Source organism: Niallia sp. FSL W8-0635, assembly GCF_038007965.1.
Lineage (GTDB): Bacteria > Bacillota > Bacilli > Bacillales > Cytobacillaceae > Niallia.
On sequence record NZ_JBBOYD010000001.1, the window covers coordinates 4,173,054 to 4,198,107 of the forward strand.

The following is a 25,054-nucleotide window of genomic DNA, read 5'->3' on the forward strand; positions in this document are numbered from 1 at the left end:
TCGAATATCCGCATCTCCTTCAAACAGTTCCTCACGGTAACTGCCCTAGATTAAGCTTCCCGAGCTAGGTCAGTCTCCTCGGGAGTGGACTTACACCACTTGGGATTCCTTCATCATTTTCTTCTCTCAGTCGTTTCATCAAAATGACGTCTCTGTCTGAAAATGCAAAAGAAGAGTGTTGACTTTTATCAACACCCTATGCGACTGCCCGTCGCACAAAAGGGAGCTAAAAAAACTCCCACAAAAACTTGACTCAATCTGAATTGATTATTATATTGACAAGTAAGCGTTTTATGTTTAGAATTCAATTAGTAATTAAATAATTCTAATTAATCTTTGAATTGTAACTGTATCTCACAGGCAAGATCAAGTTAATGTGGTCACATTGTTGTATTAAATGTGTCTGTATTATTTGGTCTTGTTTTTTTTCTATAGTTTAATGAAAGGAAGTGAATTCATTTTGAAACTTAAGAAGGTTTATAATAATAATGTTGTGCTTGCTGAGAACTCTCGAAGCTTGGAACATATTATTATTGGTAGAGGAGTTGCTTTTAATAAAAAGATTGGTGATCAAATAGAAGAATCTATGATTGAGAAATTATTCGTCCTGCAGTCTGCACAAACAATGAATAGTTTTTTGAAATTATTGGATGAAATCCCTATTAATCATTTAGAGCTGACAAATAGAATCATAGAAGCTGCCGAGAAAAAATTGAATGTGAAATTTGATGACAGTGTCTATATAGGCTTAGCAGATCATATTACTTATGCATTGGAAAGAAACAAAAATGATATAGCTGTTAAGAATGCTTTATTATGGGAAATTAAACAGTTTTACAAAAAAGAATATGAAGCCGCTTTCGAATCACTAAAAATTATCCATTACTATGAAAATGTGATGCTATCTGAGGATGAAGCAGCTTTTATTACACTTCATTTCGTTAACGCCCAACAAAATGGAATAGGGATGAAGCAGACAATTTTAAGTACAGAAATTATTCACGAAATTATAACTATAATTCGCTATCAATTTAAAGTGGTGCTTAATGAAGATTCTCTAAATTATGCTCGTTTTGTATCTCATCTTAAATTTTTCTTGCGAAGGGTTTTTGCAAATGAACATAATACTTCAAACAATCTTAACCTATTTGAAGAAGTTGTGCGAAAGTTCCCAGAAATATATGCTTGTGTTGATAAAATCGTTATTTATTTAGAGCAGCGATTAAAGATTAAAGTCCATGAAGAAGAAAAATTTTATTTAATTCTTCATATCAATAGAATACTAAATTAAGATTGTAACTGTTAAATCAGGCAATACTTAATAAGTGATTTTTTAAGCTTATTAAGTATTGCCTTTTTATTATATAAAAAATAAAGTTTAGGAGGTCTTTAGATGGGGAAATATGATGAACTTTCACATTTTATCATCGGAAATGTTGGCGGGAAGGATAATATTATTGGCTTAACACATTGTATGACAAGATTGCGTTTTACTTTAAATGATTACAGTCTCGTAAACGAAGCGAATTTAAAAGGAAACAAAGAGATTGCAACAGCTCAGAAAGCTGGTGGGCAGTATCAAGTTGTAATCGGCACCCATGTTGGTGATGTTTATAGTGTCATTTTGGATAAAATCGGAACTAGAAAAACAATGGAAAGTGAAAAAAAAGGTGCACTGAATTCCATCATTGAAATTATCACAAAAGTTATCACACCGATTTTAGGTGTATTACTCGCTAGCGGATTAATTCAAGGCGTGCTTATGATCTTAACATTTGCAGGACTCATACAGGAAACAGATGGTGCTTATATTATTCTTAATGCAATGGGTCAGGCTATCTTTAACTTCTTCCCTGTAATTCTTGGATACACAAGTGCAAGGGCATTTAAACTCGATCCAGCTATTGGAATTATTATTGGTGCCACTATTATTTTCCCTGGCATGGTAGAAAATCTGGCAAGCGGCGATGCGGTTATGACATTATTTGAAGGAACAATTGCTGCTACGCCTGTTTTCCAAACGTTTTTTGGCATTCCCATCCTGTTCCCAGTGATGGGATATGGCTCAACCGTTATTCCAATCATTTTTATCGTGTATTTTGCTTCTAAAATTAATCAATATTTGAAGAAGAAAATTCCAGCAGTCATGGCTTTTACGCTTGTACCTTTTTTAACCATATTAATTACGATTCCAATTTCACTCTTAGTTATTGGTCCAATTACAAATATGTTAAGTGAACTGATTTCAAATAGCGTTTCCTCCCTTTACGGAGTTTCCACTATTTTTACATCTTTTATTGTGGCACTTATTTATCAGCCATTAGTTATATTAGGCCTGCATTGGCCGTTAATTACTTTAGGATTGCAGAATTTAGGCAGTCATGGTTCAGACTACATTTTGCCTACACTGTTTACTGCATCCTTTGCGCAAGCAGCAGTTGTAGCAGCTGTCTATTTAAAATCAAAATCAAAAGTCCAAAAAGAAATTGCTGTTCCAGCGTTTATCTCAGCTCTCTTCTGTATTATTGAACCAGCAATTTATGGGGTAACGCTTCCCATAAAAAAACGTTTTGTATTTTCCATGCTCGGTGGTGCCATTGGTGGGACTTTTATCTCCGTATTCGGCGCTGATATGTATGGTGGAGTTGTTGGCATATTTGGCTTTGTTTCCTTCTTAAACCCTAATGGGGAATATACAGGCCTAATCATTTCCATAATTGGTGTACTTATTTCCATTGTTGTTTCCTTTTTATTGACTTACTTTATCTTTGATGAAGCTGTTGAAAACGAAGATTGTTCACCCCAACAGAAAAGCCCTGACTCAAAAGAAAAGGTCATCTATTCTCCGTTGCGTGGGAATGTTACGGAATTAAAAAATGCGACAGATTCAGCTTTTGCAAATGAATTATTAGGAAAAGGTATCTTGTTTTACCCAGAAGGCAACCAAATTATTGCACCTTTTGATGGAATGATTACAACACTTTTCCCAACTGGCCATGCTGTAGGGATCACAAGTACGGATGGAGTAGAAATGCTTATACACGTAGGAAAGGATACGGTAAGACTAGATGGAAAGCATTTCAAAAAAATAAAAAAACAGGGAGAATTAGTAAAGCAAGGCGAGGTGATTGTGGAATTTGATTTAGAAGCAATTAAAAACGAAAACTTTAGCACAGAGACACCAGTAGTCATTACAAATTTAGATAATAACAAAAATATTTTAGTAACGAAAAATGGTTTGATAAATTATCAAGACGAATTAATGTCAATCCAATTAATACAGGAAAATGAAACGGAAGGTATCAGCGGAGACAGTTCGACGAAGGATGGGGGTAGTTTTGCATGACAGCAAATAATGAATTGTTGAAAAGAATAAAAGGAATATTGATAGGTGGAGCGATTGGCGATGCATATGGAATGCCAACAGAATTTTGGACATATAGCCAAATAAAAAGAAACTTTCCAAATGGCATTCAAACATTGCTTCCTTCTTTGGAAAATCAATTAATTCCAAGAACTTTGCCTGCCGGCTCTATTACGGATGATACAATCAATACAATTATGATTTTAGAGTCGATTGTAAAAAACCAAGGGAAATTAAATGCGATGGATTATATTAAGCATTTGACAGAGTGGATTTCTAATGCAAAAGATTCTAAATTAGTTTCCGGTCCATCCACTCTTAGAGCTGTCCAAGCAATTAAAAATGGCGTTCCTATTAACAAAACTGGATTTGGCAATACAACCAATGGCGCTGCAATGAAGATTTCACCAATTGGACTTATATCCGAATACAAGCATTTAGATGAGTTAATGAATAATGTGTATGACATTTGTTTACCAACACATAATTCGAGTATAGCCGTGTCTGGCGCATGTGTAGTGGCAGCCTGCATTAGTTATGTTGCTGCTGGAGGGATGGATTTAAACGAAATGTGGGAACTTGCTATAAAAGTTGCCGAAGACTCAAAAGGAATTGGGGCCGAGTTTCCGAGTCCATCCTTATCCTTCCGCATTCAATATGTCCGCGACATTGTTGATAATTGTCTCGAAGAAGAAGCTATCATACGAATTGTCAACGAATTAGGAACTGGGGTAGAAACGATTGAAACCATTCCTGCTGTCTTGGCTGTTGTACAGCTCGCTAATGGAGACCCGATGAAAGCTGCAAAAATCAGTGCAAGTTTAGGAGCTGACACAGATACAATCGGCGCTATTTCAGCAAGCATTTGTGGAGGGATGACTCCAAACTTTGATGAAAGTGATGTATCAATAATTGAAGAAATCAATTCCTTAGATTTTGATAAACTCGCTGAGAAAGCACTTCCATTTTCTCCATATTACATTTAAGAAAAGCTCTTGGGTTTTCAGTGAATTACTAAGTAACTTTACACGAACGGTTGGCGAGTGGAACATTTTTTGTTTGCCAACTAAACTAGGCACCATCTAAATTAATAGATGGTGCCTAGTTTATTGACGGTTACCTTGTAAAAAACATCACAAGAGTGGTAAAATTATGCGCCCGTAATCATCTTCTGAACTTCACGAAGAAATTCAAGAAATGTTTCTATGATTTTCACCTCCTTTCCTAAACAGAAAAAAGAGCAACAACCAACTACCCTCACAATATTAGTTCATCAACATTCATACAATCTAACTCTCTATCAATCTTCGACAAATTTCGAGGCGTCACTGTGACCTAAACTTCAGACTATAGGAATACGAAAATAAAATGGACAGTTACTGCTAAATAAGATTGATTACAACAATCTAACTCTCTCAATCTTCGACAAATTCCGAGGAGTCACTGTGACCAAGAATTTCTGTGTAATCTCTAGGAGATTATCGCATATAAAAAAGCGTCAAACCATGTGGGTATAGTTTGACGCTTACATAATATTGATAGTTTTGTATGTAAATAGAAAAAGGGATAGGTACATTTCTTACTTAGTGAAATGTGTATCTATCCCTTTTTACCTTTATTGAAAGGTTGATGTGTTAAATTCTAGGTCACAGTGCAACGAGCCCCTATTAGTAGACATGAAAAAGTGACCAAAAAAGTGGCTTTTTCCCCGCACTTACTGGCTCAGATGTCCGCAAATAGTGGCTCAAAACTCCGCACTGCCGGCTCAATCGTAAGCGTCAAATAGACCCCACCTATGTTTTAGATGGGGCCTGGGTTATTATTTAGTTAAGTTTTTTAAATGAAATACAAGACACTGGTAGTGTCGTTGACCAAGGAAGTAGTTGGTCAACGTTATCATGATCTGTCAGATCCAAGTTGGGAAGCTGCTCAAATAGATAGCGAAGATAGTAATATGGATTCAATCCGTTTGCGATCGCTGTCTCCACGATACTGTATATGATGGCACTGGCTCTCGCACCATTTGGTGTGTTACTAAACAGCCAAGCCTTCCTTCCAAGCACTACTGGCTTAATAGCCCTTTCGCTTCTATTGTTATCAATTTCTAATCGACCATCCTCTAGAAATGCCACTAACTTATCCCACTGGTTTAGACAGTATGTAATAGCTTTGCCGAGACCACTTTTAGGCAATACATGTTGTTCTTGTACTTTTAGCCATGACAAAAAAGAGTCTAGTATTGGTTTACTTTGCTCTAGACGTTGTTTATACCGTTCTTCCGGCTCTAATTCCTTTAACTTTCGCTCAATCGTGAAAAGTTGATTACAGAATTGGAGACCTTCGGTCGCAGCGACTGGTTTTATACTATTTGTAGGCAGTGCTTTTAAGACATCGGTAAAACCACGTCTGGCATGAGCCCAACAACCAACAAGTGTTACGTTTTCTACTTTATGATATCCGGCATAACCGTCGACTTGAAGAAAGCCTTTGAATTCCTTTAAGAAGTTCATTGGATTTTCTCCAGCTCTGGTTTCTTGATAATCATATAGTATGATGGGAGATCCCTCGACACCTGTACGGTATAGCCACAAATAGGATTTAGATAAAGCGGATCTACCTGGCTCTTGAAGCACTTGAAGAGTTGTCTCATCCGCACAAACAATGTCAAGCTTAACTAGGAGCTGATGCATCCGACTATATAGCTTGCTTAACCAACGATCTGCTCCGTACATCATCCAATTAGCCATCGTTTGACGAGATAATGTTATACCCAAACGATGTAGATGTTTTTCCTGTCTATATATAGGAAGTCCCTCTACATACTTTTGGCTCATGATATGTGCCAACATAGATGGAGATGCGAGACTTCCCGCAATGACTGGCTTCGGCATGGGCGCGGTTTGGATCGGCGTTTCAATGGCCTCCTGTTCACAATGGCGGCATGAATAAACATGGCGCACATGCTTCACCACTTTTACTTCAGCTGGGATATATTTTAATTCCTGACGGACTTCTGTACTCATTTCATGCAGGTTTCCACCGCAACACGAACAGACCTGCTCTTCATCGGATAAACGATAATCGATCGTTTCCACAGGCAGATTTTCTAACATCAACTGACGTTGGCCGCGTTTCTTCTTACGGCGGTAGGTGATGGTTTCTACGGTAGGTTCGGGTGATGCGAGGTCCGCTTCTTGTTCAACTTCATTAAAAAGAGTTAGTTCCAGTTGACCTGGAATGCCCTTTTCGCTAGACACACCAAAACGTTTAGACTGATGAAGGCGAAGCTGTTCTTGTAACCAACTAATCTTGGCTTCAGATTCACTTTTTTCCTTTTCTAGCTTCGCCTCTAAGTCTGCGTTTTTCTGTTCCAAGAGTTGAACGCGCTCGAGAAGTTCTTCAATTGTAGGAGTTGTGTTTGCTGTTTTCTTTGTCTTTTTCATGATTTCATTATACTATAAGATCCAACCGATTACTCTCATAATTTCATGTTTAAACGACAGTTTTTGCAGAAACGACGGGATGTGCTTTTGTCTGTTCTAATGATAAACCATCTAACAACCAATTCAATTGGCGACGTGAGATTTTATACGGACCTAAGCTCCCATGATCAGATGGCCAGTGAAATGTTCCACGTTCGAGTCTTCGGTAGTACAACCAAAATCCGTTGGTATCCCAATGAAGAATCTTGAGTTTATCGCGTTTCTTGTTACAAAAAACAAAAAGACTCGATGAAAAGGGATCTAGATTGAATTCCATCTGAACGATGATAGCTAATCCATCAATGGATTTTCTCATGTCCGTGCTACCTCGAGCGAGGTAGACACTCTCAATCGTTGATGCATTTAGCATATGGATTGAAGTGTCCTTACCACATCTACAAGCAGCTGGGGATCAAAGCCTTGTTTGACCTCTAACGCTACGTGACCAACATGAACAACTATGTTAGATTGAGAGTCTGTCATTGTTTCATCCATTTCTAATGTAATCCATTGTGAAGGGGTATTTGACGTGTCTTCGGTTGTTTTAAGCTTCTTCTTCCAATACCAGAATTGATGAATACTGACCTCGTTGGCTGCACACCAATTTGAAGCACTTAGTCCGCTTGCCATATAGTTAGCAATCCGTTTTTCCCATTCAACTCTAAGATCGGATCTCTTCATATAGCAAAACCTCCATTATGTGTAATCTCTAGGAGATTATCGCATATAAAAAAGCGTCAAACCATGTGGGTATAGTTTGACGCTTACACCAAGAGTTAAGGTAAGCGTCAAACTCTTCCCACATGTTCATACCTAGTAATCTTTGAGATAATCTCTTCAAACATCAAAGAAATATTTGAGGAGGTTTTTTCATGACTAAAAGTCCTAATCTAGCACTACGAAAAGAATGGGAACAGAGAATTGCCGACTACAAAGCGAGTGGTCAATCTCAAGCTAAATGGTGTGAGGACAATGGTATAAGTTATCATCAATTTGGATATTGGAAGAAAAGGCTTAAAGACCAACATACGGAAAAAGCAAATAATTCATGGGTCCCAGTAATCATAGAGGAACCTAAACCTGCACGATGTGAATCTCTACTAATCAAGGTTGGCTCTGTTTCCATAGAAGTGAATTCAGGCTTTAATTCTACACTTCTCACAGAAGTGATAAAGGTACTGAAAGAGCATGTTGAATGAAGTGACTGTTGATCGCGTCTTTCTAGCGAAAGGAAGTACGGATATGAGAAAATCGATTGATGGATTGGCTGTACTTGTTCAAGAAGTTTTTGAGCTAGATCCTTTTTCTCCTAATCTATTTGTATTTTGTAATAGAAAGCGAGATAAAATGAAGATTTTATTTTGGGATAAAAATGGTTTTTGGCTCTATTACCGTCGTCTAGAAAAAGGCCGATTTCACTGGCCAGCCGATGACCAAAATGCAACACCTCTAAAAATAACTCGTCAACAATTACGCTGGTTATTAGATGGATTGTCATTGGAACAAAGGCATGCCCATCCTGAGGTGATGGCTAGAACCATCATCTAATGGAATACTTCTATTATATAGAGACAATTCATCTGTTTTTTCGTATAATAGAACCTATGAAAAAGAAAACGAAACACTCAACCCCAACTCCTACAATTGAAGAACTTCTCGAGCGCGTTCAACTTCTTGAAAAGCAAAACGCAGAATTAGAGGCGAAGCTAGAAAAAGAAAAATCTGAATCGGAAGCCAAAATTAATTGGTTAAAAGAACAGCTTCGCCTTTATCAATCTAAACGTTTTGGTATTTCAAGTGAAAGAACACTTCCAGGTCAACTGGGGTTAACTCTTTTTAATGAAGTGGAAAAAGAAGCGAACCTCGAATTACCAGAACCTACAGTAGAAACCATCACTTATCGTCGTAAGAAGAAGAATGGGCAACGTCAGTTGATGTTAGAAAACTTGCCTGTGGAAACGATTGAATACCGTCTATCCGAAGAAGAGCAAGTGTGTTCGTGCTGTAATGGAAAATTACATGAAATGAGTACAGAAGTCCGTCAGGAAATAAAATATATCCCAGCTGAAGTCAAAGTAATGAAGCATGTTCGCTACGTTTATTCCTGTCGTCATTGCGAACAGGAAGCGATGGAAACTCCCATCCAAACGGCACCAATGCCAAAACCAGTGATTTCAGGAAGCTTAGCTTCTCCCTCTATTTTGGCACATATTATGAGCCAAAAATATGTAGATGGACTCCCTATCTATCGCCAGGAGAAGCAATTTCATCGAATGGGATTAGCTTTATCACGCCAAACGATGGCTAATTGGATGATCTATGGGGCAGATCGATGGTTGACTCCATTATATGATCGAATGCATCAACTTCTATTAAAGCTAGATATTGTGCATGCGGATGAGACAACCCTACAGGTACTTCACGAACCTGGGCGTCCAGCAACTTCCAACTCTTATCTATGGTTGTACAGGACAGGAATGGAAGGACCACCAATTGTTCTCTATGATTATCAAGAAACGCGTGCCGGTGAGAATCCAAAGAAATTCCTTCATGGATTTAAGGGATATTTACAAGTTGATGGGTACGCTGGTTATCATAAGGTAGAGAACGTCACCATTGTAGGTTGTTGGGCCCATGCGAGGAGAGCATTCTCTGACGTTCTAAAAGCATTACCAGCATCTAGCATAAAACCGGTAACGGCAACCGAAGGTCTCCAATTCTGTAATCAGCTTTTCGCCATTGAGAGAAAAGTAAAAGAATTAGACCCGAATGAACGTTTTGAACAACGTCTTAAACAAAGCAAACCAGTACTAGACGCTTTTTTGTCATGGCTAAAAATACAAGAACAAAAAGTACTCCCTAAAAGTGGAATGGGCAAGGCGGTAACATACTGTCTCCATCAATGGGATAAACTAATAGCCTTTTTGGAGGATGGTCGATTAGAAATCGATAATAATCGAAGTGAACGGTCGATCAAGTCAGTAGTGATTGGAAGAAAGGCATGGCTATTCAGTAATACACCGCAAGGTGCTAGAGCCAGTGCCATCATATACAGTATGGTGGAGACAGCAATCGCAAATGGATTAAATCCATATTACTATCTTCGCTATCTATTTGAACAGCTTCCCAATATGAATTTGACAGATATAGATGCCTTAGACCGAATGCTTCCTTGGTCAACAACTTTACCAGTTTCTTGTATCTCTTTTAAAAAGTTATCTAAATAATAACTTAGGTCCCATCTAATTAATAGGTGGGACCTATTTGACGCTTACGAGTTAAGTGCATCTAAAATACAAAATACTTTATGCTCATTGCAATACTTTGCACTTTTATTTTGCAGAACACAACAAAGGAATTCAGTGATAAAGGCTTGGCATACTGGTACATTCCGTGTCATTTGGAGGTAAAAGTTGTGTCAGAAGGGTTCATTTCAGTGAACGTATGCATCTATCAGGATTAGACTTATTTAGAGTTGTCTCTGTGACCTAAAGTTTATTTTAATTCAAATTTAAATACCCTCATCTAAAATTTAGATAGGGGTATCCAAAAACTTTAGGACCTATACTAGACTATTCAAATCAATCTCTACTAAACAAATCTCTAGTATAAACTTTCTCTTTAACATCTTCCAAATCACTAGATAATCGATTAGCAACGATAACATCAGAGATTTCTTTAAAATAATCAAAGTTATTAATCACTCTAGAATTAAAGAAAGTTTCTTCCTGTAATGCAGGTTCATAAACAACAACTTCAATACCTTTTGCTTTAATACGTTTCATAACACCTTGTATAGCTGATTGTCTGAAGTTATCTGAATCCATTTTCATGGTTAAGCGATAAATACCAACAACTCTTGGATTCTGTTTAATAATCATGTCTGCAATATGATCTTTTCTCGTTCTATTAGCATCGACAATTGCTGTCATGATATTATTAGGAACATCCTCATAGTTTGCGAGTAGTTGCTTCGTATCTTTCGGTAAACAATAACCCCCATATCCAAAAGAGGGATTGTTATAATGAGTTCCAATTCTTGGATCTAAGCCAACTCCATCAATAATTTGTTTTGCATCTAATCCTCTAACTTCTGAGTAGGAATCAAGTTCGTTAAAGAAGGCTACTCTCATTGCTAAATATGTATTAGCAAATAGTTTAATAGCTTCTGCTTCTGTTGAGTTTGTAAATAGAACATCTATATCCTCTTTAATTGCACCTTGGACTAATAAATCAGCAAATACTTTTGCTCTTTCTGATTGTTCTCCTAATACAATACGCGATGGATATAAATTATCATATAATGCTTTTCCTTCTCTTAAAAATTCAGGAGAAAAAATGATTTTATCCGTTTCAAACGTCTCTTTTATTTTCTCTGTGTAACCAACTGGAACAGTAGATTTGATAATCATTATAGCATCTGGATTAATAGAAAGGACATTGGCAATTACTGCTTCAACTGTTCTAGTATTAAAATAGTTTTTTTCTGGTTCGTAATTTGTTGGAGTAGATATAATTACATATTCTGCATTTTTAAATGCTATATAATTATCGGTTGTTGCTTTTAAATTTAATTGCTTTGTTGCTAGGTATTCCTCAATTTCATTATCAATTATTGGTGATCGTTTGCTGTTAATCAAATCCACCTTTTCTTGAATTATATCGAGGGCTATTACTTCATTATGTTGAGCTAAAAGAATTGCATTGGATAATCCTACATAACCTGTTCCAGCTACTGTTATTTTCATTTAATATAACTCTCCCTTGATATAAAGTTGTATTCTTTATAATTATATATTCTTTAGGGTATACTGCTTCTCAAAATAATTCTGATATTCGCCACTGATAATTTGCTCCCACCATTCTTTGTTGTCCAAATACCATTGAATCGTTTGGGCAATCCCAGATTCGAATGTATAGGTCGGTTTCCAGCCTAATTCTTCTAGTTTGGTTGGATCAATCGCGTAACGTTTGTCATGACCTAAGCGATCGGTTACGAATTCGATTAAGTCTTCTGACTTGCCTAGTGTACTAATAATTGTTTTAACTACTTCTAGGTTTGTACGTTCATTATGACCGCCAACATTGTACACTTCGCCATTTGCCCCTTCATGAAACACAAGATCAATTGCTGCACAATGATCTAATACGTGCAACCAGTCACGAATGTTCTTTCCGTCTCCGTAAACAGGAATCTTTTGATCATTTAACACACGAGAAATCGTTAATGGAATTAGTTTCTCCGGGAAATGATAAGGTCCATAGTTATTCGAACAGCGTGTAATATTAATTGGCAGACCAAATGTTTCGTGATAAGCACGAACCAGCATATCAGAAGATGCTTTACTTGCACTGTATGGGCTATTCGGCTGTAACGGTGTATCTTCTGTGAAGAAGGTTGTTGGATCGAAATCTAGTTCTCCATATACTTCATCTGTCGATACATGAACAAATTTCGTTACGCCAATCGCTTTTGCCGCATCTAATAATACTTGTGTACCAAGAACGTTTGTCACGACAAAGATTTCTGGGTCTGTAATCGAACGATCCACATGGCTTTCTGCTGCAAAATGGGTCACATAATCAAACTTTTCTTTTTCAAAAAGAGCGAAAATAGCGTCTCGATCTGCAATATCCGCCTTTACGAAATGATAATTATCCTTCTTTTCGATTTCCTTATGCTTCGTTAAATCTCCTGCATAGGTTAATAAATCTAAATTATAAATATCGTAATCTGGATATTTATTGACCATATATTGCACAAAGTTTCCGCCGATAAATCCAGCTCCACCTGTTACTAACACTTTCTTTCTTGTCACCTTAGTTCACCTCTTCTTGTAATTCTGCGATATATCGCTTTAATGCATCCTGCCATACCGGAAGACGGATAAAGCCATTCTTCTCTAGCTTGTCCTTTGACATTCTGGAGTTCTTTGGTCGAACTGCTTTAGTCGGATACTCTTCGGTTGTAATGCTATTTACTTTCACATTTTTTCCCGCTACTTCAAAAATTTCTTTCGCGAAGTCTGCCCAGGTAATATAACCCTCATTTGATGCATGATACACGCCGTACTTCTCTGTTTCTGCCATGTCTAGCAAAAGCTTCGCTAAATCAAAGGTATACGTAGGTGAACCATATTGATCTCCTACCACATTTAATTCGTCTCTTGTTTCTGCTAAACGCAGCATCGTTTTAATAAAGTTAGTGCCATTGATACCAAACACCCAAGAGATGCGGACAATGAAGTACTTATTTAATAAGCTTTGTACCACTTTCTCTCCTTCATATTTCGTTATCCCATAATATCCAACTGGATTGGCTAGATCTTCTTCCGTGAAGGGCGCTGTACCTGTTCCTTCAAACACATAGTCTGTGCTGATATAAATGAATTTAGCGTCGACACTTTTAGCTGCGGCGGCTAAATACTGCGTCCCATTCACATTGACAGCAAAGCACGCTTCCTTCTCATCCTCCGCTTTATCGACAGCAGTGTACGCAGCACAATGAATAATTGCATCCGGCTTCACGTTATGTACATAGCTTTCCACTTGTTCTTCCTGCGTGATATCTAGTTCCTTGTGACCAACACCAATCATATCAAATCCGCGTTTTTTTCCTTCTAAAACAACGTCATAGCCTAATTGCCCTGAATAGCCTGTCACTAAAATCTTCATTTAATTTCACCAAAAGTAAAATTGTGTTCAGCGTCTTTTAGTAAGGGAGCTTTTTCATCTTTTTCCGAAAGAACTGGCGTGATGTCTAGTGGCCATTCAATACCAATAGCAGGATCATTCCAAAGAATGCCTCGATCACACTCAGGAGCATATAGGTTATCCACTTTATACTGCACTTCTACATCATCGGTAATCGTCATAAATCCGTGCGCAAACCCTTGTGGAATCAATAATTGCTTTTTGTTTTCTGCAGAAAGCTCGATTCCAAACCATTTACCGAACGTTGGACTACCTTCGCGAATATCTACTGCCACATCATAAATAGCCCCTTTTGTACAACGGACTAATTTTGTTTGCGCCTTTGGATTTAATTGATAATGTAAGCCGCGAAGCGTTCCTTTTGTTGCTGAAAAGGATTGATTATCCTGTACAAATGGAATATTGATTCCTGCTTTTTGAAAGCTCTCTTCATTATAGGTTTCCATAAACCAACCACGATGGTCTCCGAATACCTTTGGTTCCACTACTTTTAGCCCTTCGATAAATGTTTCTGTAATTTGCATTCTAAAGCACCTCAAATCTACTTAATATTTAATATCGCCTTTTGCTACTTTTAATAAATATTGACCATATCCTGTTTTAGCATATATATTTCCTTGTTCTATCAATCGATCATTAGTAATCCAGCCATTTATGTAACCAATTTCTTCAGGAGCTGCAATTTTAATACCTTGATGGTCTTCAATAGTTCGAACAAAATTAGATGCATCTAATAAACTTTGATGGGTTCCCGTATCTAACCAAGTGAATCCTCTACCAAGTAATTCTACTTCTAATTCTTCAAGTCGCAAATAAGCTTCATTAATAGAGGTAATTTCTAGTTCCCCACGATGAGAAGGCTCTACATTTTTCGCAATCTCTACGACACGATTGTCATAGAAATACAATCCTGTTATCGCATAATTTGACTTAGGCGCTTCCGGTTTTTCTTCTACGCTCAAGACTTTTCCATCTGCATTAAATTCCACTACCCCAAAACGCTCAGGATCCTGTACATGGTAGCCAAATACCGTTGCCCCTCTCTCTTTTTTAGCAGCACGTTGCAGAAGTTTTCTCATTCCACTACCATAATAAATATTATCCCCTAAAATCATCGCAACAGAATCTTTTCCGATGAATTCCTCGCCAATAATAAAAGCCTGCGCTAATCCTTCTGGCTTCGGTTGCACTTTATATTGTAAGGTAATGCCGAATTGAGAACCATCACCAAGTAGTGCTTCAAATCGAGGCGTATCCTCTGGTGTAGAAATAATTAAGATGTCTTTAATTCCCGCTAACATTAAGGTGGAAAGTGGATAATAAATCATCGGTTTATCATTAATAGGTAAAAGCTGTTTACTTGTTACTAAAGTTAATGGGTAGAGCCTTGTGCCACTACCACCTGCTAAAATAATACCTTTCATAGTTTCTCCCACTTTCAAAATGACTTAATTTCTATAATGATAATGCTCATTATTAATCTAATTATCTTTAAAAAGAGAATTTATATTAGTAGAGGACAATAAATGTATATTACTTATAATCTTCTCTTTCTCCCAATCCCACCAATTTAATTCCAACAATCTTGTTATATCTTCATTAGAAAATCGTTGTCTAATTACTTTTGCTGGGTTACCTCCTACAATAGTATATGGTTTTACATCCTTTGTGACGACAGAATTAGCTGCAATTATAGCTCCATTCCCTATTTTAACACCTGAAAGGATTAATGCATTACTCCCTATCCATACATCATTTTCTATAATTACATCCCCTTTTGAGCTTGGTTGCCCATCAGCATACTTGCCTTCCAAATTAAATTTCACACGAAAAGGATATGTAGAAATCCATTCAGTATTGTGATTACCACCAACAAAAATTTCAACTCCATTAGCAATTGAACAAAACTTCCCTACGAAAACCCTATGAACATCTCCTTTATGTACAATAACTTTCGGTCTTCCATAACTGTATTCCCCCATATACAACTTTCCATTTTTAATACTTTCTTCATATCTAAACTCCTCATAATAAGTTTTACTAACTATATAACACTTTCTTAATATTTTTTTTAATAAACTCTTAACCACAGGAACACCTCTTAAAATTTATTAATGATTATTTAATTTATTATGTTTCGCAATATTAAAATATTTCTCAAAAGTTAATTACTCTATTTCATATAAAGTTGTTTAAAAGTTCTAACTTCTTAACTCTTTACAAAGAAGTACCATCTATATGTAGTTTAATTGATCATGACTATTAATAATTTATAGGGACTAATAACTATTTCTATCTGCTACATTTATATATAAAAATTTTACTGTATACTTAGTATATTATATCTCTAAAAATACAAAGTACTCTCTTTAAATAATTTAAAAGGATGAATCCAATGCAGCTAAAAAAGAAAATTATTACTTTATTATTTGTTTGTATATTTTTTGTTTATTTATTTATTGCTTATGCAAATAAATCTAAAACTGAGGAAGTTACTTTATTAGATTTTGAAGATGCGATTAAAAATAAATACTCTGTTATTTCAAATGGTAATGACTATCAAATACAAGGAATAAGAGAGAATGTATCTTTGGAGCTAAATCAAAATAATAATGATAAGTATATAAAATTCAATCTTTCTCCTGGTGAAAATAGAAGTGAACTTAGAATCTTTAACATCCCAAACAATCAAAGTAAACATGTTGCATTCAGAGTGTTTATTCCTACTGATAACAAAACACAAGATAATTGGAATATATTTGCACAATGGTGGCAAGGTAAATCTGTTTCTCCTGCAATATCTTTCGAATTGATTCCAACTGATAATAACTTTAGTTTTCGAATATTAAGTAGAAATGGAAATTCAGAAAACTATAAAACTACCTTTCATTATTCTAAAGAAATAGAGAAAGGTAAGTGGATTGATTTTGTTATTGAAATGCGTATCGATGATAAAAATACAAAAAATGGACTGCTAAAGGTCTGGAAAAATGGTAGCACTATTGTGAGTTATACTGGAAAATTAGGTTATTCAGATCAAAATGATTACACTAATTTTAGGGTTGGTCTATATAGATCATCTTCGAATAACTCAATTATAAGTCTTTATTTTGATAAAATAAAATTATGGGATACAATTGATAATACATCTTCATAATATTCACTTATCAAATTCAAATATTTCTTTTCTTAAACCTACTATTTTTAATCTTAATAAGATATTGATAAATTAAAGAAAGATGAGATCTATTAATTTTTATATAAATAATAATCATTAAAATATTTATCAAATATATAGTCCAGTTAGTAATAATTGAGTTAAATACTGACACACAGATTAACAAGAGAGAATTAATTATATATTTAACAAGACTAAATTTATACCAAACCTTAGTAGCTATCAGCGTTTTTATCCAAAATAATAACGTATATGATAGTGCAGCTGTAATAGCTGCTCCTAAAGCACCAAATTTGGGTATTAACATAAATCCTATCGCTAAAAAGGACACTATGGATAAACCAGATGCTATTAAATTAAAATGCACTTTACCTTTTAAAGCAAAGCCAACTCCTATTGCTTCCGATAAAGTGTACATAACAGGAAAAAATAATGTAAATGGTACTAATAATATAGCCTCTTTGTACTCGCTACCTAAAAATAGAATTATGCCATCCTTAAAAAATAAAACTATTAGAAAAATACCTGTCATAATTGATAGAACCAGTTCATTAACTTTTGTATATTCTTTTGTATCCACTTTTTCATGATCTAACTTTAAAGCCATCGGCATCCAAAAACTCATAAAAGCAGTTTGTATAACTGTTAATATATTTGCTATTCTTTGTGCTCCTGAATAGATTCCAATCTCATAAAAATTACTATATCCATTTAAAAAAACAATGGAAAGAGAACTAAGCCCCCACATTATTAAAGAGGATGGCATAATAGGGAATGAAAATTTAAACATCTTCTTTTGTAACCCTAAATTAAAACCAACATTTTTTAAACTCCATGAAGATTTATTCAAATAAAAACTAGTTATGCTAGTTAGTATTTGAGCAAGAGCATATGCTAAAATTGCGGTTATTGCATGATCTGGGTAAAGATATACTAAAATTAATGTCAATAACAAGATTAATAACTTGTTTTCGATATTAACTATAGAATAGGACAACCCCTTACCTTGCATTCTTAATGATATTTGTGAAAATCTATCAAAGACTGCTAGCAACAACATTATTGCTAATATATAAAACAATTCATTTATCTGATTATCTTTAAATAAAATTTTTGATAATTCTTCTGAGAAAACAATTAAAAAGATTCCCACAATAAGAGAAAGTATCAACGATATCGCAGCAGTATTCCAAAGTAAATAATTCTCTCTTTTTTGTTCTTTAAACTTATGATACTCCTTAGCAAACGCATAATCTGGGAAGGCAATAAAAATATAAAGAAAACTAAAAATTGATATAAATAAATTTAAAAGCCCATAATCTTGTGGCGATACTAATCTTGTAATTACCGGAATACTAATAATAGAGATAAAAGAACCTAAAAAAGGACCAATAGAATATAAGAAAAACTGTCTAATCATTTTTTGAAACCTCAATTAATATTTATTTTAAATCTAAATTAACTTATAATCCTTTTAAAGTTTATAGAGCCGAAAACTTCTTTTTCAATATAATTTGAATATACATATAATGAAATAAAGGTATTTTTTGTTTTATAAGATTTTTTATTCCTTTTTTATCATGTACTACCTTAATTTGAATATCTCTATTTAGTTTTTCTTTGATATGTTTTTCTAAAATTACAATGTCATTTTTGATTATTTTATTACTTCTATTTTTATTTTTTTTGATTATTTTCTTGTAATTTCTGTACCCATTTGTTGTTTCAAGAGCATAATTTCCTGATATATTATTAGAATGAACTCTATATTCGATTAATGGCTTATTTATATATTGAATATTTCCAAATAAACTAAAGCATAAAGCTAAATAGTAATCATGTTCAATTATATCAGAGGGAATTGGAAATATTAGATTAGCTTCTTTAATGTTTTTGAAGCATAACGTATTTGCTGAATATCTTATTTTTTTTGTTAGCACTTCTTTTTCTGTAGCTAACTCTTTTTTAAAATTTATATACTTATATTCGGAAGAACAGATTATTGTATTTTGATCATTTATAATCTTTCTATCATGAAAACAAATTACAGTGTCCTCTTTTTTTTCTAAATAACCCACTTGTTCTTTAATCTTATTTTCAGCCCAAATATCATCGTGATCTGATAAAAAGACAAAATCACCATTACACTCATTAAATGCTTTATTTACAGTTTGAGTAAGACCAATATTACTATTATTTTTCATTATTTTAAAAGTAATATCTTTAACTTTAGATTGCTCTATTAAGATTTTTAAGTTCTCATAAGTATTATCTGTAGAAAAATCATCTACTATTACTAATTGGATAGGTCTATATGTTTGTTTAATTATTGACATAAACATATCATTAATAAATCTGCCTGTATTATATGTCGGTAGAATAATTGAAACAAGTTTATTCATTTTAATTCTCCTTATTGTTCGTCAAGTAATTTAAGATTCCAACTATAAATAGAATGACTAAATTATTACTTAGTATCATTAGAATCTACACTTTGATTAAATATAACCGTTTTCCGATTTATACCAGTTTATAAATTGATTAATTCCTTTTTCAAAATTAGTGGATGGATTATAATTAATAAGATTTTTCGCTTTATTTATATCTGCATATGTCTTTTCAACGTCTCCTAATTGCATAGGTAATTTTTTTAATTTGGCATCAATTTGCAAGGAATCTGCAATTGTTTGAACCATTTTTTTCAGTGAAATAGTTTCAGATTCACCAAGGTTAATTATTTCAAAAACATTTTTTTTATTTTCTAAATAATCCATAGAATTAACTATACCTTCTATTATATCATCAATATAAGTATAATCTCTTTGCGTTGTACCATTTCCATAGAATGGGATTTCTTTATCTTCTAGAATCAGTTTTGTAAATTTATGTATCGCTAAGTCTGGTCGTTGGCGTGGACCATAAACAGTAAAAAATCTTAATGCAATACAATTTATATCATATAAATGGTGATAAGTATGAAGTAAAACTTCACCTGCTTTTTTAGTAGCTGCATAAGGGGAAATTGCAAAATCAACTATATCTTTCTCATTAAATGGGACTTTTTTATTGTTACCGTATACTGAAGATGAAGATGCAAAAATAAATTTATTGATCTGATTTTGACGGGCAAATTCCAGTAGATTCATAGTCCCTTTAATATTTACATCTTGATATAACAAAGGCATTTCAATTGATGGTCTGACACCAGCCATTGCAGCAAGATGAATTATCATCTCAATCTTATATCGTTGACCAAGGTTATTAAGTAATTCTTCATCTCTTATATCACCTTCTATTAACTGAAAATTATTGTTTTTAATTGCATTTCTTAAATTATTTCTTTTTATTAATGGGTCATAATAATCATTAAAATTATCAATACAAACTACTTTATAATCCTTTTTCAATAAATAATCAACTAAACTTGAGCCTATAAAACCAGCCCCACCAGTTACTAATATCATTTATATCCCCCAATTCTCCATCTACAAATTCTAGATTTATATAAGTACATAAAATATCTTAAACCCAATTTATGCTTAAAAATCATTGTTACTTCATAAAACATTCTCAAACTCGTTAACTTTATCCCTAAAGGAAACTTAATAATTTTGTTAAATTTAAAATTATCCTCTTTAGTATTATTAAAATTTTTCACACAATGAACATCATATACTTTAGACCTATTCATCTTTCTAATATATTCAGCAGTTTGAAATTGGTCTAATGATTTCTCACTTCCTATACTAGATGCTCTTTTTCTATAGTTTAATAGAACTTCAGGAGTATTCATTATTTTAAAGCCTTTATTCTTTATCCTTAATAAAAAGTCATAATCTTGAGCACTATTATAAGAATAATATCCATTAGCAACTTTATATAAATCTGACCTTAACAACCAAGTTGGATGTGCTAGACAGTTTGTATAATTTAATAAAGAATTAATTTGTTTACTACTAATAGGATAGTTAGACTGTCCAATTATGTTATCAAACTCATCTATTAAAATGCAATTTGCTCCAACTATATCAGCATTATTTTCAATTAAATATTTCATTTGTACTTCTAATCTTTTAGGTAATGCGATGTCATCAGCATCCATTCTTGCAATATATTTATACTTACACTTACTAATTGCAAAATTAAGACTATTCGCCAATCCTATATTTTTATCATTTTTAAATATTCTTATTCTCTTATCTCTATCTTCTTTTTCCTTTAGTAATTTATATATCTCAGTGTTTTCCGGATTATCTAATACAATAATTAATTCTAACTCTTTATGAGTTTGGTTTAGTATAGAATCTATACTTTCTGAGATCCACTTAATTTTCTCGTTATAACAAGACATTATTACCGATATATAATCATTCAATAAAATAACCTCTTTTATTAATTTATTTGCTTAACAAGATTATATTTTAAGCTGTATCTAATAGTTTACTTTTTTTAATATTAAGTATGGCTAAACTATTAGCTATACTTAATATTAATATTGAAAATGATTCACTAGAAACAAATATATTTTCTGTTAATCCTGCAATCATAACTACCACACTTATTAGAAATAAAGAATAATATCCTTCTATTCTAAAATTTTTAAAACTAATGTATACCAAGAAGATAATTAAGGATACATATACTATAAATCCTATTACTCCGAAATCCACCAACATTCTAATATATTCATTATGCATACTGAATCCTACAAACCTTTCTGAAAAAATCCTACTTGATTGCCATCCATGCCCAAATATCTTATAAATTCCAGGAAAATCATTAAACGCTGCGAGCCCGTCATACCATCTTAAAATTCTCCATTCAAAGGAATTTATTTGATCTGTATATTGATTCCCATAACTCATATTGAAGATTCTAGTAGTCATTAATAAACTCTCCGAAACTTTAAATACTATTAATAATAAAAATGAGATAATTGATATTCTTAATACTGTTCGTATTTTATCTCTACTTCTTAAAAAGTAATTAAAGACTAAAATTATTAATAACGTTATAAAAGATGTTCTAGCACCTGTTCCTAATAAAATCATTGCCATCATAAAAAAAATATATAAGTAATAGAAATTTTTATGTCTTTTGTATTCCTTATCAAAATTTAATTTTTCTAATATAAAGATAATAATTACTATTAAATATATAGAATAGAAATTAGGATGACTAAACAAACTTTCAACTCTACCAGAATCACCCAACATAATATATTGATATACACCCACGAAATTAAAAAGAAACGAGAACTTTATCAAATAAATTGATAAATCATACTTTCTCCATACTACAAAAACAAAAATGGGAATATATAATATCACCCTAATAAACTGTCCAATATCATATTTATCATTCAATAAATAAAACACTACAGTTGGAATAGTAATACCTATACTAATGAATAGTACTATAATAATAACCTTTTTATTCAAATCATTTGTTTTTTTTAACATAAATGGTAAATAAAACACAACTATAATGTAGGATATTAAAATAAGACTACCATATTTAAATAAAAAAAAGCTTCTAAACTCTGGATTTAACGGTGATAATAATCCATAAAAAACACCCGTTAAAAATGTCATTTTTTTACTCCTAATTAATTTATTTGATATTCTTTTTTTATAAAGTATTATTTATCAAAATTCCACTCATCTGTCTTATTGGATAACATTGAAGGAAACAATAAATTCTCTGAGCCATTATTATTAATCATTTTTGCTGGGACTCCAGCAATAGTCTTGTTAGGAATTATGAAAGACTTATTAACAACAGAATTTGCCCCAATTGCAATTCCGTCCGCAATAATTATATCTCCATATATTTTAGCACCTGGACCAATATAAACATTATCACCTATTTGCGGTACCTGAGCAAAATTATCGTTCGCAGTACCAATATTTGTACACGCATGTAATCTACAATTTTTCCCCACTCTAGCCTTACCGTTAACTACAATAGTACCTCTATGTGCAATTGATAATCCGGGACCAAAGACATTAACAGGGATATCAAAACCTAATGATTTTGATATCTTATGAAATCTATATTTAATATATAAGATATAAATTTTATTAAAAAAACCTTTTTTACAATTTAAATAATACTCTAATTTTCTTAATATCCTTTCAAATCTCCAAATGTCATCTACAATTGGTCGAGGGAATCTACTTTTAATATTCAACGCTTTTTTGTCAGCCATTAAATATTTTTTATAATCACTTTTATTTTTTATCAATTCAAACTCCACCTAAACTTCCATTTTTCATTTTGAAATTTCACCGTATAATCCAATCAAATCCTCCAAAGAATTATATATATTATAATTCTTCTTAATTTCTTCGAAATTATTATTAGCCATTTTATTTTGAAGTTCTATCTCGTTTAGTAATGTTACAATTTTATTTGCCAAAGAATCAATATCCCCTGGTTTAATTAAATAACCGTTTACTCCATTTTTTATGACAGTTGGGATAGATCCTACCTCCGTAGATATTACAGGTATTCCATAACTCATAGCCTCTAATATTGACATAGGCATACCCTCATTATAGGAAGGCAATACATATATAATACTTTTAATATATATGTCTTCAATAGTTTCTTCTGACGAAACCCAACCTGGAATCAAAAACATTTCGTTTAGTGATAAAGTATTTATTTTTCTTTTAATATTATTTATCTCTCCATCGCCAGCTAATACAAATTTATATTTATTATCGATTTTCCCCTTTAAAGTGCTTGCTACATCTATTAAGTCATATGATCCTTTTCTTTTAGAAAGTAACCCCATACATGTGATTAAGTATTTCTCTTCGGAATTGCAAATCTTCTCTTTCGGAAATACAGCGTTGTTTAATACAACCACTCTTGTATCACAAATAGATTTATAATAGGTTTCCCATTCTTCTCCTAAAGCAAGAATTACAGTTGCTTTATTTAAAGTTCTTACTATTAAAGTTTTTTGTTTACTAGTAGATCTATCGTAATAATCCTTAAACTGTGATCCATGCATATGCAATATTATGGGTATCCTTTTTTTATTCAAAATATTTATTATTAGTCTTTTTCTGTGAAAACTTCCTTTATATGACATGTGTATGTGTGCAACATCATATTTTTTATTATATATATTTATATTGATATATAATTCAAAAAATTTAATTATAAAATATATTATCTTAACTAAATGATTTCCACCGATATATGTCGGTAAATAAGTGAAATTCACTTTATTACCTATTCCAGCTTTTATATAATTTTTAACTACTCTGGTTATTCCTCCAGAAACCTTTAAGTGCGATCCAATCATTAGTACATTCATTTTACTGTTCACCTTTTCCAACAATCTAATAATTATTGAGATATTATAACCTTTCGATGAATTCTTGAATAAGATTTATAATATTATTTGTATTAGACTTATAATCATTAAAATTGATATATTTGATTTCATTTAAAGCCTTTTCTAAATATTCAATTTCTTTTAACCCATATATTAAATTTGATTTTTCAAATTGCTCTACTATATCAAACTGATGATTATCAACATGCTCTCCATATTCAGCCAGTCTAGGAACTGCGATAACTTTTTTCTTAGACTTAACTCCGTTAATTATTGCACCTGTTCCACCATGAGTTAACAATACATTACAATTCTTTACCATTTTTACAAATTCATCGTTATTCAAAAATTGCTTATATTTATATAATTTCGGTTGGTAGTTCGAATGACCTGATTGAGCGAAAACATCATCGGGTTGTATTACATTTTTCTCTATTAATTTATCAATTTCAATCAATAATCTATTGAATTGAAATTTTTGAGAACCAACTGTAACAAATATCAATATATTCCTCCTCCATACGTTGCTTTAGGATATAACTCTTTCAATTCTTCCCATTGTACTATGAAGAGATCGGCATATTTATACATTAATTTTCCTGTTAATGTTGATGAGTTTATTTTAGAAAATGACTCAATAAAAACTATCTTCTTTTTAAAAATTTTAGCTATAATACATATTGGTACTGTAGATAATGCACCTGTGGAAATAATAACATCTGGTTTTTCTTTTATATAAATATTTAAAGATATAATAATTATATAAATAAATTTAATAATAAAAGACAACTCTTTTCTGTTAATCTGGGGAACTAAGTAACTATCTATACCTATAGAATTGAACTTATAGTTAGTTTTTTCAGTCAATATCACACTATCATATTTTTCCATAATAGGTCTTAGCATCATTATTTGTTCTAAGTGACCACCTGATGATGCTGTAAAACATAGCTTCAAATGAA

At 32.8% G+C, this 25,054-nt stretch carries 25 protein-coding genes; 7 read left to right on the plus strand and 18 right to left on the minus strand.

The window, feature by feature from the left end:
• Positions 1-460: 460 nt before the first annotated feature.
• The 3 genes from licT (at position 461) to NYE52_RS19905 (ending at position 4,350) form a co-directional block, all read left to right on the plus strand.
• Positions 461-1,291, plus strand: coding sequence for a BglG family transcription antiterminator LicT (gene licT, locus NYE52_RS19895; protein ID WP_328021094.1), 831 nt, complete (start codon positions 461-463; stop codon positions 1,289-1,291).
• Between the two features lie 102 nt (positions 1,292-1,393).
• The gene (locus NYE52_RS19900) at positions 1,394-3,346 is read left to right on the plus strand and encodes a beta-glucoside-specific PTS transporter subunit IIABC (protein ID WP_328021096.1); all 1,953 of its coding nucleotides are present in this window, start codon (positions 1,394-1,396) and stop codon (positions 3,344-3,346) included.
• Positions 3,343-4,350, plus strand: a complete 1,008-nt coding sequence (locus NYE52_RS19905) for an ADP-ribosylglycohydrolase family protein (protein WP_341194658.1) — start codon at positions 3,343-3,345, stop codon at positions 4,348-4,350. The genes NYE52_RS19900 and NYE52_RS19905 overlap by 4 nt, the downstream gene beginning before the upstream one ends.
• An 837-nt stretch (positions 4,351-5,187) precedes the next feature.
• Here the strand turns inward: NYE52_RS19905 and tnpC (NYE52_RS19910) are convergent.
• Genes tnpC (NYE52_RS19910) through tnpA (NYE52_RS19920) form a run of 3 tightly spaced genes read right to left on the minus strand, consistent with a single transcriptional unit; the run spans position 5,188 to position 7,527 of the window.
• On the minus strand, positions 5,188-6,807 hold the full coding sequence (gene tnpC, locus NYE52_RS19910; protein ID WP_341194659.1) for an IS66 family transposase: 1,620 nt from the start codon (positions 6,805-6,807) through the stop codon (positions 5,188-5,190).
• Positions 6,808-6,856: 49 nt separating this feature from the next.
• The gene (gene tnpB / locus NYE52_RS19915; protein ID WP_031540354.1) at positions 6,857-7,216 is read right to left on the minus strand and encodes an IS66 family insertion sequence element accessory protein TnpB; all 360 of its coding nucleotides are present in this window, start codon (positions 7,214-7,216) and stop codon (positions 6,857-6,859) included.
• Positions 7,210-7,527: an IS66 family insertion sequence element accessory protein TnpA gene (tnpA, locus tag NYE52_RS19920; protein ID WP_341194660.1), complete on the minus strand. Its 318-nt coding sequence runs from the start codon at positions 7,525-7,527 to the stop codon at positions 7,210-7,212. The genes tnpB (NYE52_RS19915) and tnpA (NYE52_RS19920) overlap by 7 nt, the downstream gene beginning before the upstream one ends.
• Positions 7,528-7,718: 191 nt before the next feature.
• Between tnpA (NYE52_RS19920) and tnpA (NYE52_RS19925) the strand changes: the two genes are divergently transcribed.
• Genes tnpA (NYE52_RS19925) through tnpC (NYE52_RS19935) form a run of 3 tightly spaced genes read left to right on the plus strand, consistent with a single transcriptional unit; the run spans position 7,719 to position 10,073 of the window.
• Positions 7,719-8,045, plus strand: a complete 327-nt coding sequence (gene tnpA / locus NYE52_RS19925; RefSeq protein ID WP_341194661.1) for an IS66 family insertion sequence element accessory protein TnpA — start codon at positions 7,719-7,721, stop codon at positions 8,043-8,045.
• Positions 8,035-8,394: an IS66 family insertion sequence element accessory protein TnpB gene (gene tnpB, locus NYE52_RS19930; RefSeq protein WP_341194662.1), complete on the plus strand. Its 360-nt coding sequence runs from the start codon at positions 8,035-8,037 to the stop codon at positions 8,392-8,394. The genes tnpA (NYE52_RS19925) and tnpB (NYE52_RS19930) overlap by 11 nt, the downstream gene beginning before the upstream one ends.
• Before the next feature lie 56 nt (positions 8,395-8,450).
• The gene (gene tnpC, locus NYE52_RS19935) at positions 8,451-10,073 is read left to right on the plus strand and encodes an IS66 family transposase (RefSeq protein ID WP_341194663.1); all 1,623 of its coding nucleotides are present in this window, start codon (positions 8,451-8,453) and stop codon (positions 10,071-10,073) included.
• A gap of 354 nt (positions 10,074-10,427) precedes the next feature.
• Here the strand turns inward: tnpC (NYE52_RS19935) and NYE52_RS19940 are convergent, their stop codons facing one another.
• From NYE52_RS19940 to NYE52_RS19965, 6 genes are read right to left on the minus strand one after another with little or no spacing between them, the layout of a single operon-like run.
• The gene (locus NYE52_RS19940; protein ID WP_341194664.1) at positions 10,428-11,594 is read right to left on the minus strand and encodes a nucleotide sugar dehydrogenase; all 1,167 of its coding nucleotides are present in this window, start codon (positions 11,592-11,594) and stop codon (positions 10,428-10,430) included.
• Between the two features lie 42 nt (positions 11,595-11,636).
• A complete protein-coding gene (gene rfbB / locus NYE52_RS19945) occupies positions 11,637-12,665 on the minus strand; it encodes a dTDP-glucose 4,6-dehydratase (protein ID WP_341194665.1) in 1,029 nt (342 codons plus the stop codon).
• 1 nt (position 12,666) lies between these two features.
• Positions 12,667-13,521: a dTDP-4-dehydrorhamnose reductase gene (rfbD, locus tag NYE52_RS19950; protein ID WP_341194666.1), complete on the minus strand. Its 855-nt coding sequence runs from the start codon at positions 13,519-13,521 to the stop codon at positions 12,667-12,669.
• Complete coding sequence (gene rfbC, locus NYE52_RS19955) at positions 13,518-14,084, minus strand: dTDP-4-dehydrorhamnose 3,5-epimerase (protein WP_341194667.1); 567 nt, start codon at positions 14,082-14,084, stop codon at positions 13,518-13,520. The genes rfbD and rfbC overlap by 4 nt, the downstream gene beginning before the upstream one ends.
• A 21-nt stretch (positions 14,085-14,105) precedes the next feature.
• Positions 14,106-14,984, minus strand: a complete 879-nt coding sequence (rfbA, locus tag NYE52_RS19960; RefSeq protein ID WP_341194668.1) for a glucose-1-phosphate thymidylyltransferase RfbA — start codon at positions 14,982-14,984, stop codon at positions 14,106-14,108.
• 57 nt (positions 14,985-15,041) lie between these two features.
• A complete protein-coding gene (locus tag NYE52_RS19965; RefSeq protein WP_445669156.1) occupies positions 15,042-15,542 on the minus strand; it encodes a CatB-related O-acetyltransferase in 501 nt (166 codons plus the stop codon).
• A 413-nt stretch (positions 15,543-15,955) separates the two neighbouring features.
• Here NYE52_RS19965 and NYE52_RS19970 point away from each other — a divergent pair, with 413 nt between their 5' ends.
• Positions 15,956-16,717 carry a heparin lyase I family protein gene (locus tag NYE52_RS19970; protein ID WP_341194670.1) on the plus strand — a complete coding sequence of 254 codons (762 nt, stop codon included), beginning with the start codon at positions 15,956-15,958 and terminating at the stop codon, positions 16,715-16,717.
• A 16-nt stretch (positions 16,718-16,733) separates the two neighbouring features.
• On the opposite strand, the gene NYE52_RS19975 is transcribed toward NYE52_RS19970, so the two are convergent.
• The 9 genes from NYE52_RS19975 to pssD all read right to left on the minus strand — a co-directional run bounded on the left by NYE52_RS19975 (position 16,734) and on the right by pssD (position 25,049).
• Positions 16,734-18,158, minus strand: a complete 1,425-nt coding sequence (locus tag NYE52_RS19975; protein ID WP_341194671.1) for a lipopolysaccharide biosynthesis protein — start codon at positions 18,156-18,158, stop codon at positions 16,734-16,736.
• Positions 18,159-18,219: 61 nt separating this feature from the next.
• Positions 18,220-19,140, minus strand: coding sequence for a glycosyltransferase (locus NYE52_RS19980; RefSeq protein ID WP_341194672.1), 921 nt, complete (start codon positions 19,138-19,140; stop codon positions 18,220-18,222).
• Between the two features lie 96 nt (positions 19,141-19,236).
• Positions 19,237-20,202: a GDP-mannose 4,6-dehydratase gene (locus tag NYE52_RS19985; RefSeq protein ID WP_341194673.1), complete on the minus strand. Its 966-nt coding sequence runs from the start codon at positions 20,200-20,202 to the stop codon at positions 19,237-19,239.
• Positions 20,199-21,113, minus strand: a complete 915-nt coding sequence (locus NYE52_RS19990; RefSeq protein ID WP_341194674.1) for a glycosyltransferase — start codon at positions 21,111-21,113, stop codon at positions 20,199-20,201. Before NYE52_RS19990 ends, NYE52_RS19985 begins: the two co-directional genes overlap by 4 nt.
• A 46-nt stretch (positions 21,114-21,159) precedes the next feature.
• Complete coding sequence (locus NYE52_RS19995) at positions 21,160-22,332, minus strand: O-antigen ligase family protein (protein WP_341194675.1); 1,173 nt, start codon at positions 22,330-22,332, stop codon at positions 21,160-21,162.
• Between the two features lie 47 nt (positions 22,333-22,379).
• On the minus strand, positions 22,380-22,985 hold the full coding sequence (locus NYE52_RS20000; RefSeq protein WP_341194676.1) for a serine acetyltransferase: 606 nt from the start codon (positions 22,983-22,985) through the stop codon (positions 22,380-22,382).
• 27 nt (positions 22,986-23,012) lie between these two features.
• Positions 23,013-24,071, minus strand: a complete 1,059-nt coding sequence (locus NYE52_RS20005; RefSeq protein WP_341194677.1) for a glycosyltransferase family 4 protein — start codon at positions 24,069-24,071, stop codon at positions 23,013-23,015.
• A 43-nt stretch (positions 24,072-24,114) separates the two neighbouring features.
• A complete protein-coding gene (gene pssE / locus NYE52_RS20010; protein ID WP_341194678.1) occupies positions 24,115-24,597 on the minus strand; it encodes a PssE/Cps14G family polysaccharide biosynthesis glycosyltransferase in 483 nt (160 codons plus the stop codon).
• Positions 24,594-25,049, minus strand: a complete 456-nt coding sequence (pssD, locus tag NYE52_RS20015; protein ID WP_341194679.1) for a PssD/Cps14F family polysaccharide biosynthesis glycosyltransferase — start codon at positions 25,047-25,049, stop codon at positions 24,594-24,596. Before pssD ends, pssE begins: the two co-directional genes overlap by 4 nt.
• Between the last annotated feature and the right edge of the window lie 5 nt (positions 25,050-25,054).